Origin of the sequence: Streptomyces sp. NPDC093586, from assembly GCF_044764905.1 — a bacterium.
GTDB lineage: Bacteria > Actinomycetota > Actinomycetes > Streptomycetales > Streptomycetaceae > Streptomyces.
In genome coordinates, this window is the sequence record NZ_JBIWJA010000012.1 from 70721 (window position 1) to 86384 (window position 15664).

Here is a 15664-nt window from a genome sequence, read left to right on the forward strand (position 1 = left end):
CCGCCCGCCCGTCACGGCTCCGTGCCGGTGTGCTCGTCGATACCCGCGCGCGCCCGGTACTCCCGCACCAGCGCCGGCGCGGCCGGACCCCTCGGGCGCCGGCCCGGCCGGATGTCCACGGCCAGCGCCTTGGACTCCTGGATGTGCGTGTTCGGGTCGAGGGCCATGTGCAGCAGCTCGTTGGCCGCGTCGCCCGTGCTGCAGCCGTTCGGACCCCAGTGATAGGGCAGGCCCACCTGGTGCAGGGTCCGGCCGTGCACGGTCAGCGGCGGCATCCGGTCGGTGACCAGCACCCGGGCCTCGATCACCCCGCGGGCACTGACGATCGTCGCCCAGCCGGTGTGCTCCAGGGCGCGCTCGGCGGCCAGCTCGGGGGAGACCTCGCAGAAGAACTCCGGTTGCAGCTCCGCGAGGTACGGCTGCCAGCGCGACATGCCACCCGCCGTGTGGTGCTCGGTGAGCCGGTACGTGGTGGCGACGTACGGGAACACCTCGGAGCCGGGGGCGCCCGCGCTCGGCTGGTAGCGGTTGTCCGGGTGCGGCGGCAGCAGGTGCCGTACGGGGTTGCGCTGTTGGCTGTACAGCAGGTTGGGGAAGGGGGAGTCCTGCGGCTCGTAGTGCGTGGGCAGGGGGCCGTCGGTGAGTCCCGAGGGCGCGTACAGCCAGGCCTTGCCGTCGGCCTGCATGATGAACGCGTCGGTGCCCGACAGGGCCTGGGGGCCGGTGGCGTCCGGCGGCGGCACGTGGCCGGGGGACTTGTCGGGGGGGAAGTCCGGGACGTCGTGCCCCACCCACTTCTCCTGCTCCTCGTCCCACCACACCAGCGCCTTGCGCTCGCTCCACGGTCTGCCGTCCGGGTCGGCCGACGCGCGGTTGTACAGCACGCGGCGGTTGGCCGGCCAGGCCCAGCCCCACTCGGCCGCGACCCAGTCCTGCCGCCCGCCCGGCTTGCGGCGGGCGGCCTGGTTGACGCCGTCGGCGTGGACGCCGCAGTAGATCCAGCAGCCGCACACCGTGGAACCGTCGTCCTTCAGCTGCTCGTAGGAGGACAGGGGGGTGCCGTCGGCGTCGTGGCCGTTGATCTCGGCGAGGACCGCCTCCGCGTCCGGTTCGGACAGCTCACCCTTGACCGGGTAGTCCCAGGCCAGGTCGATGAGCGGCCGGTCCATCGGGTCGGTGGAGTCGGCGAGCTTGCGGCGGATGATCCGGCCGAGGTGGTAGGTGAACCACAGGTCGCTGCGGGCCTCGCCGGGCGGCGGCACCGCCCGGTGGTGCCACTGCAGCAGGCGCTGGGTGTTGGTGAAGCTGCCGTCCTTCTCGGTGTGCGCGGCGGCCGGCAGGAAGAACACCTCGGTGCCGATGTCCTCGGTGCGCAGCTCGCCCGTCTCGATCTCCGGGCCGTCCTTCCACCAGGTCGCCGACTCGATGAGGGAGAAGTCCCGCACCACCAGCCAGTCCAGGTTGGCCATCCCGAGGCGCTGCATCTTGGCGTCGGCCGAGCCGACCGCCGGGTTCTCACCCATCAGGAAGTAGCCCTTGCAGGTCCCCGCCAGCTGCTCCATGACCGTCTCGTACGTGGAGTGGGAGCCCGTCAGTCGCGGCAGGTAGTCGAAGCAGAAGTCGTTCTCCGCCGTCGCCGCCTCGCCCCAGTAGGCCTTGAGCAGGCTCACCAGGTAGGCGCGCATGTTGCCCCAGTAGCCCTTGCGGGCCGCCTCGCCGCGCACGAAGGCGTCCAGGTCCTCCCGCCGGTGGGCGTGCGGCATCGGGATGTAGCCCGGCAGCAGGTTGAACAGGGTCGGGATGTCCGTGGAGCCCTGGATGGAGGCGTGTCCCCGCAGGGCCAGGATGCCGCCGCCGGGCCGGCCGATGTTGCCGAGCAGGCTCTGCAGCACCGAGGCCGCGCGGATGTACTGCACGCCCACCGTGTGCTGCGTCCAGCCGACCGCGTAGGCGAAGGCGGTGGTCCGGTCGCGGCCCGAGTTCTCCGTGACCAGTTCGCACACCTGCCGGAACAGGTCCTGCGGCACCCCGCAGATCCGCTCGACCATCTCAGGCGTGTAGCGGGCGTAGTGCCGCTTGAGCACCTGGAGGACGCAGCGCGGGTGCGTCATCGTCCCGTCCCGCTCGATCCCGCCCTCGCCGATGTCGGGGCCGCCCGAACCGTGCGACTCGCCGCGCGCCGCCTCCGACACGGAGGCACCGTCGCCGGTGCGGTCCTCGTACTCCTGGTCGCGTTCACCGGAGGCGGACTGCATCTCCGTGCCCTCGTACTGCCAGCTCGCGTTGTCGTAGCTGCGGCTGTCCGCGTCGAGGCCGGAGAAGACGCCGTCGAGGTCCTCGGTGTCGCGGAAGTCCTCGCGCAGCACGACGGGACCGTTGGTGTAGGCCGCCACGTAGTCGCGGAAGTACTTGTCGTTGCCGAGGACGTAGTTGATGATGCCGCCGAGGAAGGCGATGTCCGAGCCCGCGCGCAGCGGCACGTGGACGTCGGCCAGCGCGCTGGTGCGGGTGAAGCGCGGATCGACGTGGATCACCTTCGCGCCGCGCGCCTTCGCCTCCATCACCCACTGGAACCCGACCGGATGGCACTCGGCCATGTTCGAGCCCTGGATGACGATGCAGTCGGAGTGCTGCAGGTCCTGCTGGAAGGTGGTCGCGCCGCCGCGGCCGAACGAGGTTCCCAGACCGGGAACGGTGGAGGAGTGTCAAACACGTGCCTGGTTCTCGATCTGCACCGCGCCCAGGGCGGTGAACAGCTTCTTGATCAGGTAGTTCTCCTCGTTGTCCAGCGTCGCGCCGCCGAGGCTCGCGATGCCGAGGGTGCGGCGGGTGCGGGTCTCGTCGACCTCCCACTGCCAGCCCGCGCGCCGTGCCTCGATCACCCGGTCGGCGATCATGTCCATCGCCGTGTCCAGGTCCAGGCGCTCCCAGTCGGTGCCGTGCGGGCGCCGGTACAGGACGTGGTGCTCGCGGGCGCCGCCCGTCGTCAGCTGGAGGCTCGCCGAGCCCTTGGGGCACAGCCGGCCCCGGGAGATGGGGGAGTCGGGGTCGCCCTCGATCTGGGTGACGCGCCCGTCCTCGACGTACACGTTCTGGCCGCAGCCCACGGCGCAGTACGGGCAGACGGACTTCACCACCCGGTCCGCCGAGGCCACCCGGGGCGTGAGCCGTGCGCTCGCCCCGCTCTTGGCGGCGGCGCCGCGGCCCAGGGGGTCGGTGCCCTTGAGCTGGCGGTAGACCGGCCAGGAGTCGATCCAGGTGCGTACGCCCATGCTCTCCTCCGCCCTTCCTCGGTGCGCTCGGCCGGCCCCGGGTGCCCCGGTTCCGGCGTCCCAATCCTCCGCCGCGCCGTCCGGCGGGCCCCGGGCCCGCTCGGTGCGGCCCGGTCAGCCCGTGCCGTCCCGAAGCCGTTCCCGCTGCGGTACGACGGTGTACCTCGGGTCCTGCGCGGAGGCCACACCGGCGTGGAACACGCCGAACCTGAGGGCCGCGGAACCCGTCAGCAGCGCGGCCCCGGCCAGTGCGGCCGCGCCGCGGCGACGGCCCGCCACGGCGGCCAGCGCCGCGCCGCCGGCCGTCAGCGCGTCCGCCGCGCGCAGCAGCCCGCGTGCCCTGCCCTGCCCGAAGGGCTCGGACACCATGCCCATCCGCCGTTTCATCAGCCGGAAGGCGCCCAGCTCCAGGGCCGCCCCCAGCACCGCCGTCCGGCGGGCGGGCCCCGTCTGCGCCGACGGGACGCCGGCCAGCGCCAGGCCCGCCGCCGCGGTCGCCGCGGAACCGGCGAAGACGAACGGCAGCTCCCGGTGGCCCTCGTGCCACGAGGGCACCGCCGTGTCGGACAGCAGCACGGCGGTGTACGTGGCGACGGCCGGGCCGAGCACCGCCGCCCCGGCCGTGGCGGCGGTCCCGGCCGGCCGGCAGCGGCCGGTCACGTCCGAGGCCGCGGCGGCCAGGGTGAGCGGCGCGTAGCCGGCCAGCAGCCAGGACCCCATGTTCATCGGCGAGGTGGGCTTGACGACGCGCAGCATGTTGAGGAAGCGGGCGGGCCGGCCCAGGTCGTGGACCAGCGCGGCCAGCGACAGGGAGACGGCGCCCGCCGCGCCCAGCTTCGCCGTCCGCGCCAGCGCCGGACGCCCCGTGGCGTGCCCGCCGGCCGCCAGCAGCGACGACGCGCCCGCGAGCCCGCCCAGCCAGAGGTAGCCCGCGATGTCGAGGGCCGCCCAGTTCGGCTCGTTCAGCACCGGCCTGCCGTAGTACGAGGAGAACTCCGCGTCCGGCACCACCGGCCGCTCACCGCGCCCACGGCGGCGCCGGCGGCGCCCGGTGTGCGTTCCCGTCGGGGCGTCGCGCCCGGGCCGCGTGCCCCGGACACCGCCGCGCGTGACGTCCGAACCCCTCATCGGGGCCTCCCGGCGAAACCGGCGACGGCCAGCGCGGCGAGCGAGACGGCGGCCGCCGCCGCGTGCCGCCACATCGAGGGCAGGTCCCGGGTGGTGACCACCGGGTCGGGCGGCAGCCCGTACACCTCCGGCTCGTCCAGCAGCAGGAAGAAGGCGCCGTCGCCGCCGACACCGTCGTCCGGGCTCTCCCCGTACAGCCGGGCGTCGGTCACCCCGGCCGCGTGCAGCTGCGCGACCCGGGCCGCCGCCCGCTCCCGCAGCTCGTCGAGCGGGCCGAACTGGATCGAGTCGGTCGGGCAGGCCTTCGCGCAGGCCGGTTCCATGCCGACGCCGAGCCGGTCGTAGCACAGCGTGCACTTCCAGGCGCGTCCGTCACCCTCCCGCTGGTCGATGACGCCGTACGGGCAGGCCGGCACGCAGTAGCCGCAGCCGTTGCAGACGTCCTCCTGCACGACCACCGTGCCGAACTCGGTGCGGAACAGGGACCCGGTGGGGCACACGTCCAGGCACGCGGCGTGGGTGCAGTGCTTGCACACGTCGGAGGCCATGAGCCAGCGCAGCTCGGTACGCCCGTCCGGCGCCACGGGGGAGACGCCGCCGGCCGGGGCTCCCGAGGGCGCCCGGTCCGGCGGGGGAACGGTGGCACCGGGGCCGGGGGAGGCGGGCGAGGTGCCCAGGCTCCGGGCGGCCTCGAACACGTCCACGCTCTCGTGACCCGTCCCCGGCTCCTGGCCGCCGAGCGGCTTGCGCTGCTCGATGAAGGCGACGTGCCGCCAGGTGTCGGCGCCGAGCCCCTGCGTGTTGTCGTAGGACATGCCGGTGAGCAGCAGACCGTCCTCCGGGACGGCGTTCCATTCCTTGCAGGCCACCTCGCAGGCCTTGCAGCCGATGCACACGGAGGTGTCGGTGAAGAAGCCGACGCGGGGCGGGGGATCGGGATGACCGGCCGCGGCCGCCACGTCCGGCTCCGGCCCGGAGAGCCGGTGGGCGTGGTGCGCGCGTTTGCCGGACGGGGCGGCGCCGGCGCTCTCCTCGGTCATGCCGTACCTCCACGCCCCGCCGCTCGCGGCGTCCGGTTCCTCAGCCTGGGTGGCTCGGTGCCCTTCCGAGCCTGGCACGGGTGCCCGGGACGCGCGCGCCCGAAACGGCCGACGGGTGCCTTCGGGCCCGGACCGGCGGGCGGAGGCGCGTCAGGCGACGCGGGGGCCGGTGACGCGCCGGCCGTCGTCGTCGTAGGGCCAGACGTTGACGGTGCAGCCGTGGAGCCCCTTGATCTGCTGCATCATCACCGGCGCGGGCCGTCCCGGGCCGGGGCAGCCCTCGTGGCCGTGGCCCAGGAAGTGCCCGACCTCGTGGTTGATGACGAGCGCCCGGTACGACGTCACGTCGTCCGCGTAGTACTGGGTGGCCAGCAGCCACCGCTTGAGGTTGACCATGACGTCCTGGCCGACGTTGCAGTTGACCTCGCCGCCGGTGTCCAGGCCGTAGTAGCCGCATATCCGGTCCACCGTCGCCGCCGTGGCGAGCCGCACCCGGAAGTCGGACGGACCGTCGGGCACGCGGCGGAACCCCACCGTGCCGTCGGCCGTCCAGCCCCGCTGGTCCGCGAGGATCCGCTCGACCTCGGCGGCGACGTCCGGCGCCTTCAGCCCGATGCCGTCCTCGACCTCGACCACATAGGTCAGCGTGCGCCCGCTCCCACCGGCCAGCTCGCCCCGGCCGCCGGCGGGGGTGAACGTTCCCGGCCCCTTGGACGGGATCTTCGAATCGTCCGGGGAGTACTCCTTCTCCTGGCCGGCGGGTCGTTCGGACGCCTGTGTGCCCCCCTGCAGGGCCAGCCCGCCGGCGAGCAGCAGCACGACGGCGGCCGCGAGACCCGCCCAGAGGACCGGCGCCCTGCGGCCCGGGCCGCGGCGAGCACGTTTTCCGGGCCTGAGCCGCAGGGACGGGTCGGCGGACGGCGGGGGCGTCGATCGGTGCGCGTTCATGATCATGCAGCGTGCCGCGGCCGTGTGATCCCCGGTGGACCGCTTGTGGACCACTCTGTAACAGCCGTCCGCCCGTGCGCGAACACCCGTTCGCTCCGACGCATACTGGGACGCATGCCACGGGTCCTGATCATCGAAGACGACCGCGCCGTCCGGGAGGGCGTCCGCCTCGCCCTGCGCCGCCAGGGACACGAGGTCGCCGCCGCCGCGACCGGCGAGGACGGACTGCGGGAACTGCGGACGTTCCGGCCCGACGCCGTCGTCCTCGACCTGATGCTGCCCGGCATGTCCGGACTGGAGGTGTGCCGCCGCATCCGCGAACACGACCAGGTCCCCATCATCATGGCCACCGCCCGCGGCGACGACATCGACGTCGTCGTCGGACTGGAGGCCGGAGCGGACGACTACGTGGTCAAGCCCGTCCGCGCCCGCGTCCTGGACGCCCGCATCCGGGCGGTGCTGCGCCGCGCGGGCGGCCCCCCGGACGACCACGGCGGGCCGCGCACCGAGCAGCACGGCGACCTGACCATCGACCGCGCCGGACTCACCGTCACCCACCGGGGACGGCCCGTCGCCCTCGCCCCGTCCGAACTCCGGCTGCTGCTCACCCTGTCCGCCTCGCCCGGCCAGGTGTTCAGCCGCCAGCAGCTCCTGGAAGCCGTGTGGGAGCACAGCTACCACGGAGACGCACGGCTCGTGGACGCCTGCGTCAAGCGCCTCAGAGCCAAGATCGGCGAGCCCGCCGACCAGCCGCGCCACATCCACACGGTGCGCGGTTTCGGCTACCGCTTCGGGCCCCGGTGAGGACGGTGGGGTTCCTGCGCGCGCTGGGCGGGCTGCGCGTGCGGCTGATGGTGGCCTTCGCCTTCGTCGCCGCCGTGGCCACGGTGACCACGGGCGCGCTGACCTTCCGCGAGGCACGCACCGGCATTCTCCAGCAGAGCCAGGACACGGTGATCGAGGGCTTTCGGGACCGGGTCGACACCCTGGTGCCCAACTACCGGTTCCCGCCCGGCCGGTCCGACCTGGAGACGTTCGCCGCCGACGTGGCGCGCGGCGGACGGTCCCAGAACTGGCGGGTGCTGGCCGTCTACCGGGAGACGAGCGCGACCTCCGACCCCGGTGACTCCTTCGGCGAGCTGTCCCCGGCCATGCGCGGGTCCGTGCGCTCGCGCCGCGTCACGGTCTTCCAGCGCGTGACGAGCGACGGCCGGTCCTTTCTCGTCGTCGGCATGCCCGTCACCTTCGCCGGCCCGTACTCCACCGCCGAGCCCGCCTCCGGGCTCGAGGTCTACCTCACGGTCCCCCAGGACGACGAGCAGGGATACGTCGACGCCCTGGTCAGCGCCGTCGAACGGGCCACCGTGCCCGCCCTCGCCCTGGCCGTCGTCCTCGCCCTGCTGGCCGCGCGCGGGGTGCTGCGGCCGGTCAGGGAACTGCGCCGGGCGACCCGCAGCATCGCCGAGGGCCGGCTCGACACCCGGCTCGCCGTACAGGGCACCGACGAACTCGCCGACCTCTCCCGCACCTTCAACGAGACCGCCGAGGCGCTGGAGGGATCGGTCGCGGAACTGCGACGCCTGGAGGCCGGCGCCCGGCGCTTCGCCGCGGACGTCTCGCACGAACTGCGCACCCCGCTGGCGGCGATGACGGCGGTCACCGACGTCCTGGACGAGGACGCCGCCGGCCTGGACGACGACACCGCCACGGCCGTACGCCTCATCAGCGAGGAGACCACCAAACTGGCCGCCCTGGTCGACGACCTGATGGAGATCTCCCGGTTCGACGCGGGCGCGGCCGCCCTCCACCTGGACGACATCGACCTCGTCGAGTCCGTACGGCGCACCCTCGCCACCCGCGGCTGGACCCACACCGTGGAGACCGCCCTGCCGGCGCCCGGTACGCTGCGCGGCCGCGTCGACCCGCGCCGCTTCGACGTCGTCGTCGCCAACCTCGTCGCGAACGCCCTCCGCCACGGCCGACCTCCCGTGCACCTGCGCCTCTACGAGCGCAACGACTCCGAAGCGGGCGGACAGGCGGTCGTCGAGGTCCGCGACAGCGGGGACGGCATCCCCGACGGCGTCCTGCCGCACGTCTTCGACCGCTTCTACAAGTCGGACACCGCCCGGGCCCGGAGCGAGGGCAGCGGGCTCGGCCTGGCCATCACCACGGAGAACGTCCGCCTGCACGGCGGCACCGTCCGGGCGGCCAACCATCCGGACGGCGGCGCCGTCTTCACGGTCGTCCTCCCCCTGTGCCAGGACGGCACGCCGGACGGAACGGGGAACCTGGCGAAGGAGGACCGGGCATGAACGTCCGGCGTACGCTGCCGGCCCTGCTGACGGCGGCCCTCGCCCTGTCCGCCTGCGACATCCCCGCGACCGGAGTGGTCGAGGCCGGCGAACCCGCCACCGGCGTCCTCGCACCGCCGGGCGCCACCCCGGTGCCGAAGGAGACCCCGGCCGTGCCGGTCGCCACGGTCCCGCTGTACTTCGTCTCCGGCGGTTCCCTGGTCGCCGTCCCCCGCGCGCTGCCCGGCGGGGCGGAACTCGGCAACACGGTACTGATGCTGTTCAAGGGCCCGGACGCCGGGGAACGGGAGAGGGGACTGACGACCGAGCTGCCGCCGACCGGCGCCGCGCCCACCATACGGACCGACGGGGCGTCGGTCACCGTCGAACTGCCTCCGGCCGCCGCCGGGCTGAACGACACGGCCGTCGACCAGCTGGCCTGCACGGTCGCCGGAGCCCGGCTGCGCCAGGACCCGGAACTGGGCAGCGCGCAGGTGACCGTGGAGCAGCCCGGCGGCCGGCTGGCCGGCCGGTCCAGCGAGGACTGCCCGGGCCTGCCGACCGCCCTCCCCGCCCCCGCCGAGCCCCCGGGCTGACCGCCCGGCCCGTCCCGACGGCACCGGTACGGAAAGCGCCCGTGCCACCCCGCCTGTCGGCGGACCGCCCACCGGTGGCACCGTGTCCGGCGTGAGGGAACCGGAGACGACGAGGAGCCCGGACATGCCGACGGACCACCACACGGACGACACCCAGGCGCTGCGGGGCGTGCGGATCGCGGACTTCTCCCGTGTGCTCGCCGGGCCGTACGCCACGATGCTCCTCGCCGACCTGGGCGCCGAGGTCGTCAAGGTGGAACGGCCCGGCACCGGCGACGACACCCGCGCCTGGCGTCCGCCCGCCGACCCCTCCGGGACCTCCACCTACTTCCTGGGCGTCAACCGCAACAAGCGCTCCGTCGCCCTCGACCTGAGCACCGACGAGGGACGCGAGCGCGCCCGCACCCTGATCGCCCGCTCGGACGTCGTGGTGGAGAACTTCCGCCCCGGCACCATGGAGAAGCTCGGACTCGGACCCGGGGAACTCCTCGCCGCCGACCCGCGGCTCGTCTACTGCTCCGTCACCGGCTTCGGCACCGGCGCCGGCGCGGCGCTGCCCGGCTACGACCTCCTGGTGCAGGCGGTGGGCGGGCTGATGAGCGTCACGGGGGAACCCGACGGGGAACCCCTCAAGACCGGCGTCGCCCTCGTCGACGTCATCACCGGACTGCACGCGGTCGTCGGCATCCTGGCCGCGCTGCGCCACCGCGAGCGGACCGGCCGGGGACAGCTCGTCGAGGTCAGCCTGCTCGGCTCACTGCTGTCGGCGATGGCCAACCAGTCCTCCGGCTACGTGTCCGCCGGCGTCGTCCCGGGACGCCTGGGCAACGCCCACCCGAGCATCGCCCCGTACGAGACGTTCCCCACGGCGGACCGCCCGATCGCCCTCGCGGTCGGCAACGACCGCCAGTTCGCCGCACTGACCGCGCTGCTGGGGCGGCCCGAGCTCGCCGACGACGAGCGGTTCCGCACCAACCCCGACCGCGTCGCCCACCGGAGCGAACTCCGTCCCCTCCTCCAGGAGCTGCTGCGCACCCGCGCCGCCGACCACTGGGCCGTCGTCCTGCCCGCCGCCGGAGTGCCGGCCGGGCCGGTCAACGCCCTCGACGAGGCCTTCGCCTACGCCGAACGGCTGGGCGTCGAGGCCGTCGTGGACGTCGGGGGTACCCGCCAGGTGGCCCACCCCATCCGTCTCGGGGCCACACCGGCGCAGTACCGGCTCGCACCGCCTGACCTGGGCGAACACACCGAGGAGGTGTTCCGCGCCGACGACGGGCACGATGCCTGACGACGCCTCGGCGTGGTCCTGCGACTGGCGCCCGGACCCCTGGGTACCCTCCGCCGCATGGCGGTGGACAGAACGACCGAGCCGCCGCGCCGGACGCCGGCGCGGCAGCGGACGGACCGCACCCTCGGGCGGGCGCTGGCGCGGTGGGCGAGGACGACCGATCACAAGGTGATCGGGAACCTCTACATGACCACGTCGTTCGGTTTCTTCCTCTTCGGCGGCGTGCTGGCCATGCTGATGCGCACCGAACTCGCCCGTCCGGGACTGCAGCTGTTCTCCGCCGAGCAGTACAACCAGCTGTTCACCGTGCACGGCACCGTCATGATGCTGCTGTTCGCGACCCCGCTGTTCGCCGGGTTCACCAACGCCGTCATGCCGCTGCAGATCGGCGCCCCGGACATGGCGTTCCCCCGCCTCAACGCGCTGTCGTACTGGATGTACCTGTTCGGCGGCCTGATGGTGGTCTCCGGGTTCCTGCTCCCGCAGGGGGCGGCGTCCTTCGGATGGTTCGCCTACGCGCCGCTGAACAGCGCCACGTTCACCCCGGGGGCGGGCGGCGACCTGTGGACCATGGGCCTGGTGGTGAGCGGTGTGTCGACCACGCTCAGCGCGGTCAACTTCATCACCACCATCGTGTGTCTGCGCGCACCCGGCATGACCATGTTCCGGATGCCGATCTTCACCTGGAACGTGCTGTTCACGTCGATCCTGGTGCTGCCCGCCTTCCCCGTGCTCACGGCCGCCCTGTGCGCGCTGGAGGCCGACCGGAAGTTCGGCGCGCACATCTACGACCCCGCCAACGGCGGGGCGTTGCTGTGGCAGCACCTGTTCTGGTTCTTCGGGCATCCCGAGGTGTACATCGTCGCGCTGCCGTTCTTCGGGATCGTCTCCGAGATCATCCCGGTGTTCAGCCGCAAGCCGATCTTCGGCTACGTCAGCCTGATCGGTGCCACCATCGCCATCACCATGCTCTCCGCGGTGGTGTGGGCCCACCACATGTTCGCCACCGGGGCCGTGCTGCTGCCGTTCTTCTCGGTGATGTCGTTCCTGATCGCGGTGCCCACAGGGGTGAAGTTCTTCAACTGGATCGGCACGATGGTCCGCGGCTCGCTGTCCTTCGAGACACCCATGCTGTGGTCGTGCGGCTTCCTGGTGACGTTCCTGCTCGGCGGCATGAGCGGTGTCCTCATCGCCTCGCCGCCCCTGGACTTCCACCTGACGGACTCGTACTTCATCGTCGCCCACCTGCACTACGTGCTGTTCGGCACGGTCGTGTTCGCGATGTTCGCCGGCTTCTACTTCTGGTGGCCCAAGTTCACCGGCAGACTCCTCGACGAACGCCTCGGCCGGATCCACTTCTGGACGCTCTTCACCGGCTTCCAGACCACGTTCCTCGTCCAGCACTGGCTCGGCGAACAGGGCATGCCGCGCCGCTACGCCGACTACCTGGCCGCGGACGGCTTCACCGCCCTCAACACCATCAGCTCCATCGGCGCCTTCCTGCTGGGCCTGTCCACGCTGCCGTTCCTCTACAACGTCTGGCGCACCCGCCAGTACGGCGTCCGGGTGGAGCACGACGACCCCTGGGGCTACGGCCGCTCCCTCGAATGGGCCACCTCCTGCCCGCCCCCGCGCCACAACTTCACGTCGCTGCCCCGGGTGCGCTCCGAGTCCCCGGCGTTCGACCTGCACCACCCCGACATCACCCGACACGACCAGAGGCACGTGCAGTGAGGACCGAGTCCCGGCTGTTCACCGGTGTGGCCGTCTTCTTCGGCAGCACCGCCGTTCTCTACGGCTGGTGGTCGGCCGAGCCCGCCGGCACCGCCGCCCTGACCATCGCCTTCCTGATGGCCTCGCTCGTCGCGTTCTTCTTCCGAGTGCAGCACCACAAACGCGGCCCGCGGGCCCAGGACCTCGACGACGCCGAGGTCGCCGACTCCGCGGGCCCGCTGGACTTCTTCCCGCCGCACAGCCCCTGGCCGATCACGGTCGCGCTGGGCGCCGCCGTCGTCGCGCTCGGCATCGTCTGGGGCCTGTGGCTCGCCCTGATCGGTTTCGGCCTGCTGGCCTTCGCCGTCTTCGGGCTGGTCTTCCAGTACGCCGACCGGGGCGTTCAGCGCTCCAGCTCGTCCGAGGAGGGCTCCCGCTCCGGCTCCCCGACGTCGACCCGGTCCCCGTAGTACCACTCGCTGAGCGTCGCCCGCAGCCGCCCGACGTGCGGCGCCTCCGCGTCGGGCGCGGTCCGTGCGAGCGGCTCGGGCTCCTTCCGCGACCGCAGCACGTACCGCTCCTCGGCGTCGAGCGGCTCGTGGCTCTCGGTGTAACCGCCCGCGAGGGCCTGCCGCAGCTCGCCCGTCTCCTCGCCCTCGGCCAGCCGTTCGCGGTCCGACTCCTGCATCGCCAGGCAGACCCGCTTGGTCACCATGAAGGCGACCGGCGGCAGCACCACCAGGGAGATCCGGAACACCCACGTCAACAGGTTCAGCGAGACGTCGAACGTGTGGGCGATGATGTCGTTGCCGCCCGCGGCGAGCAGCACCGCGTAGAAGACGATCCCGGCGACCCCGAGACCGGTCCGCACCGGCTTGTCCCGAGGCCGGTCGCACAGGTGGTGCTCCTCGTGGTCGCCCGTCACCCACCGCTCGAAGAACGGGTACGCGTACAGCGCGGCGAACAGGAGGAGCGGCAGCAGCACCGCCGGGACCAGCACGTTCCACATCAGGGTGTGCCCGGCCACCGCCGTCTCGAAGGGCGGCATCAGACGCAGCGAGCCCTCCAGGAAGCCGACGTACCAGTCCGGCTGCGAACCCGTCGAGACGATGTCGGTGCGGTAGGGGCCGTACACCCAGACGGGGTTGATCTGCGCCACCGCCGAGAGCACCGCCACGACCCCGGACACCGTGAGGAACAGGCCGGTCGAACTCGCCGCGAACTGCGGGAACAGCGGCTTGCCCACGACATTGCGCCCGGTGCGGCTTCGGCCCGCCCACTGGGTGTGCTTGAGGTAGAAGACCAGCACGAGGTGGAGGGTGACGAGCGCCAGCAGCAGCCCCGGGATCAGCAGGATGTGCACCGAGTACAGCCGCGGGATGAAGTCGTGGCCGGGGTACTGCCCGCCGAACACGAACATGCTGACGTACGTCCCCACCACGGGCAGGGACAGCATGATGCCCTGCGCGATGCGCAGCCCCGTCCCGGACAGCAGGTCGTCGGGGAGCGAGTAGCCGGCGAAGCCCTCGGCGAGCGCCAGCGCGAACAGCGTGACGCCGATGAGCCAGTTGACCTCACGCGGACGGCGGAACGCGCCCGTGAAGAAGATCCGCAGCAGATGCACCCCGATGGCCGACAGGAACACCAGGGCCGCCCAGTGGTGCATCTGCCGGATCAGCAGCCCGCCGCGCACGTCGAAACTGATGTCCAGCGTCGAGCGGTACGCCTGCGACATGCGCACCCCGAGCAGCGGCTGGTAGGAGCCCGCGTAGTCGGTCTCCGTCATCGACGGATGGAAGAAGAGGGTCAGCCAGACCCCGGTCAGCAGCAGGACGACGAAGCTGTAGAGGGCGATCTCACCCAGCAGGAACGACCAGTGTTCGGGGAAGGCCTTGCGCAGCAGCCCCCCGCCCTCGGACACGGGCAGGCGCCCGTCGGCCCAGTCGGCGGTGCGTTCGGCCGCGTGACGGGCCCGCGCGCCGGCGCGGGCCCTTCTCCTCTTCAACAGCACGGCGCATGGGTTCCCCGGCGACCGTGCCGGAAACTACCCGTCTGTCACCGACGGGTCACGTACGGTTCCCCTTCGGCTTGCCCCGCTGGTCCGGCGTGCCGTGCGGGGGCGGGCTGAACGGCTGGGGCGAGGTCGCCGGCGTCACGGGGGAGCCCTGGTGGCCCGCACCCTGCTCCGGACGCAGCGCGCCGGGGTCACCGGCGGACGGCTCGGCGCCGGACTTCAACTGCTCCAGGCGGGTGGCCAGCAGCTCCGTCACCGGGACACGGTCGGCGTGGGAGCGTTCGTACGCCAGCAGTTCCTCCACCTGGTCCGCCTCCAGCGACCGGATGCGGCTCTCCAGCCCGCCGATCGGCAGGTGGTCGTAGTCGGGCAGCGGCAGGGTGTTGCGGGCGGGATCCGCCATGGTTCTCACTTCCCTCTGTACGACGGCCCGGACGCGGCCGTACCGGATGGTGTCCGGGCCCCTTCGAAAGCCGTGCCGGGCCCCGTGGAACGGGACGGCGGACGGGTCAGCGCGCACCCCCCGGGCCGCCGCCGCCGAACGAACCGCTGCTGCCCTCGTCCCAGCGCGGCCGGTCCTGGCCGGACGCGGTGCGGCTGCCCTGGTGCCGGAGCTCGTGCGGCAGTGTCCGGCCGTCGCTCCTGGGAATCTCCTCGGGCTCCCGGTTCTCCCGGACCTCGCGGACCGGTCCGCCGTCCGGCATGCGGGGCTGTTCCTCGGGGCGGGGCGGCGGGGACTCCCTGCGCTTCAGGCGGCTTCCGAAGGCGAAGGCGCCGATCAGTACCGCCACCACCACGACGGCCGCCACCACCAGCCAGACGCCGGCGCCACCGGTGCCCGCGGCCATGTCCATCGTTGCGCTAGTCATGGGGCGCGGGTACCCCCGGCGGACCCGGGCAACCAGGTCAGCTCGACCGGGCCGATCGCGTCCGCGAACGGTTGGCCTTCCGGATCGCGTCGAGCAGCTCGGCCCTGGACATCCGCGACCGTCCCGCCACGTCCAGCCGCTTGGCGATGCCGTAGAGGTGCTCCTTCGACGCCTTCTCGTCGACGCCCTCGCCGCTGCGCCCGCCCTGCTGCCGGGGCCGCCCCGACCGCGGGTCGGAGGGGCCCTTGCGGCCGCCCTCCTTGCGCTCCCAGTGGTCACCGACCTTCTCGTACGTGTGCTTGAGCGCCCCGTACGCCACCCGGTGGGCGCGTTCGCCCTCGCCGTACTCCTCGACGGCCGAGTCGTGGGCCTTGATCCACGTGCGCCGGGCCTCCTCGGGGGACCGCTCCAGGGTCGACGGCAGCTCCTGTCGTCCCGGCATGTCGTGCACCTCCGCGCGTCGTCGGGGCCTCGCCTCCCGTGCGTCGCCGGGTGCCCGGCGACG

At 73.0% G+C, this 15664-nt stretch carries 14 protein-coding genes; 6 read left to right on the plus strand and 8 right to left on the minus strand.

All coding sequences use genetic code 11. From position 1 onward, the window contains the following. Positions 1-11: 11 nt before the first annotated feature. The 4 genes from fdh to ACIRFH_RS15300 all read right to left on the minus strand — a co-directional run bounded on the left by fdh (position 12) and on the right by ACIRFH_RS15300 (position 6388). Positions 12-3272, minus strand: coding sequence for a formate dehydrogenase (gene fdh, locus ACIRFH_RS15285; RefSeq protein ID WP_403520593.1), 3261 nt, complete (start codon positions 3270-3272; stop codon positions 12-14). 114 nt (positions 3273-3386) lie between these two features. Next, positions 3387-4400, minus strand: coding sequence for an NrfD/PsrC family molybdoenzyme membrane anchor subunit (nrfD, locus tag ACIRFH_RS15290; RefSeq protein WP_403520595.1), 1014 nt, complete (start codon positions 4398-4400; stop codon positions 3387-3389). Next, complete coding sequence (locus tag ACIRFH_RS15295) at positions 4397-5440, minus strand: 4Fe-4S dicluster domain-containing protein (RefSeq protein WP_403520597.1); 1044 nt, start codon at positions 5438-5440, stop codon at positions 4397-4399. The genes nrfD and ACIRFH_RS15295 overlap by 4 nt, the downstream gene beginning before the upstream one ends. Before the next feature lie 150 nt (positions 5441-5590). Continuing rightward, positions 5591-6388, minus strand: a complete 798-nt coding sequence (locus ACIRFH_RS15300) for a DUF3152 domain-containing protein (RefSeq protein WP_403520599.1) — start codon at positions 6386-6388, stop codon at positions 5591-5593. A gap of 114 nt (positions 6389-6502) precedes the next feature. On the opposite strand from ACIRFH_RS15300, the gene ACIRFH_RS15305 reads away from it, so the two are divergent. The 6 genes from ACIRFH_RS15305 to ACIRFH_RS15330 all read left to right on the plus strand — a co-directional run bounded on the left by ACIRFH_RS15305 (position 6503) and on the right by ACIRFH_RS15330 (position 12746). Then, positions 6503-7192, plus strand: a complete 690-nt coding sequence (locus ACIRFH_RS15305; protein ID WP_403520601.1) for a response regulator — start codon at positions 6503-6505, stop codon at positions 7190-7192. A gap of 47 nt (positions 7193-7239) precedes the next feature. Continuing rightward, entirely contained in the window at positions 7240-8700 is a 1461-nt protein-coding gene (locus ACIRFH_RS15310) for an ATP-binding protein (RefSeq protein WP_403520795.1), read from the plus strand. Next, complete coding sequence (locus tag ACIRFH_RS15315; protein WP_403520603.1) at positions 8697-9275, plus strand: hypothetical protein; 579 nt, start codon at positions 8697-8699, stop codon at positions 9273-9275. The genes ACIRFH_RS15310 and ACIRFH_RS15315 overlap by 4 nt, the downstream gene beginning before the upstream one ends. Positions 9276-9399: 124 nt before the next feature. Next, positions 9400-10563: a CaiB/BaiF CoA transferase family protein gene (locus ACIRFH_RS15320; protein ID WP_403520605.1), complete on the plus strand. Its 1164-nt coding sequence runs from the start codon at positions 9400-9402 to the stop codon at positions 10561-10563. 57 nt (positions 10564-10620) lie between these two features. Next, a complete protein-coding gene (gene ctaD / locus ACIRFH_RS15325; protein ID WP_403520607.1) occupies positions 10621-12297 on the plus strand; it encodes a cytochrome c oxidase subunit I in 1677 nt (558 codons plus the stop codon). Next, positions 12294-12746 (plus strand): cytochrome c oxidase subunit 4, encoded by a 453-nt coding sequence (locus ACIRFH_RS15330; RefSeq protein ID WP_403520609.1) that lies wholly within the window; start codon positions 12294-12296, stop codon positions 12744-12746. Before ctaD ends, ACIRFH_RS15330 begins: the two co-directional genes overlap by 4 nt. On the opposite strand, the gene ACIRFH_RS15335 is transcribed toward ACIRFH_RS15330, so the two are convergent. The 4 genes from ACIRFH_RS15335 to ACIRFH_RS15350 all read right to left on the minus strand — a co-directional run bounded on the left by ACIRFH_RS15335 (position 12680) and on the right by ACIRFH_RS15350 (position 15601). Further along, positions 12680-14287 carry a cytochrome bc complex cytochrome b subunit gene (locus ACIRFH_RS15335; RefSeq protein ID WP_403520611.1) on the minus strand — a complete coding sequence of 536 codons (1608 nt, stop codon included), beginning with the start codon at positions 14285-14287 and terminating at the stop codon, positions 12680-12682. The genes ACIRFH_RS15330 and ACIRFH_RS15335 overlap by 67 nt on opposite strands. Positions 14288-14342: 55 nt before the next feature. Beyond that, complete coding sequence (locus tag ACIRFH_RS15340; protein WP_403520613.1) at positions 14343-14693, minus strand: hypothetical protein; 351 nt, start codon at positions 14691-14693, stop codon at positions 14343-14345. A 106-nt stretch (positions 14694-14799) separates the two neighbouring features. Beyond that, on the minus strand, positions 14800-15159 hold the full coding sequence (locus ACIRFH_RS15345) for a DUF6479 family protein (RefSeq protein ID WP_403520615.1): 360 nt from the start codon (positions 15157-15159) through the stop codon (positions 14800-14802). Positions 15160-15196: 37 nt separating this feature from the next. Continuing rightward, positions 15197-15601, minus strand: a complete 405-nt coding sequence (locus ACIRFH_RS15350; RefSeq protein WP_403520617.1) for a ChaB family protein — start codon at positions 15599-15601, stop codon at positions 15197-15199. Between the last annotated feature and the right edge of the window lie 63 nt (positions 15602-15664).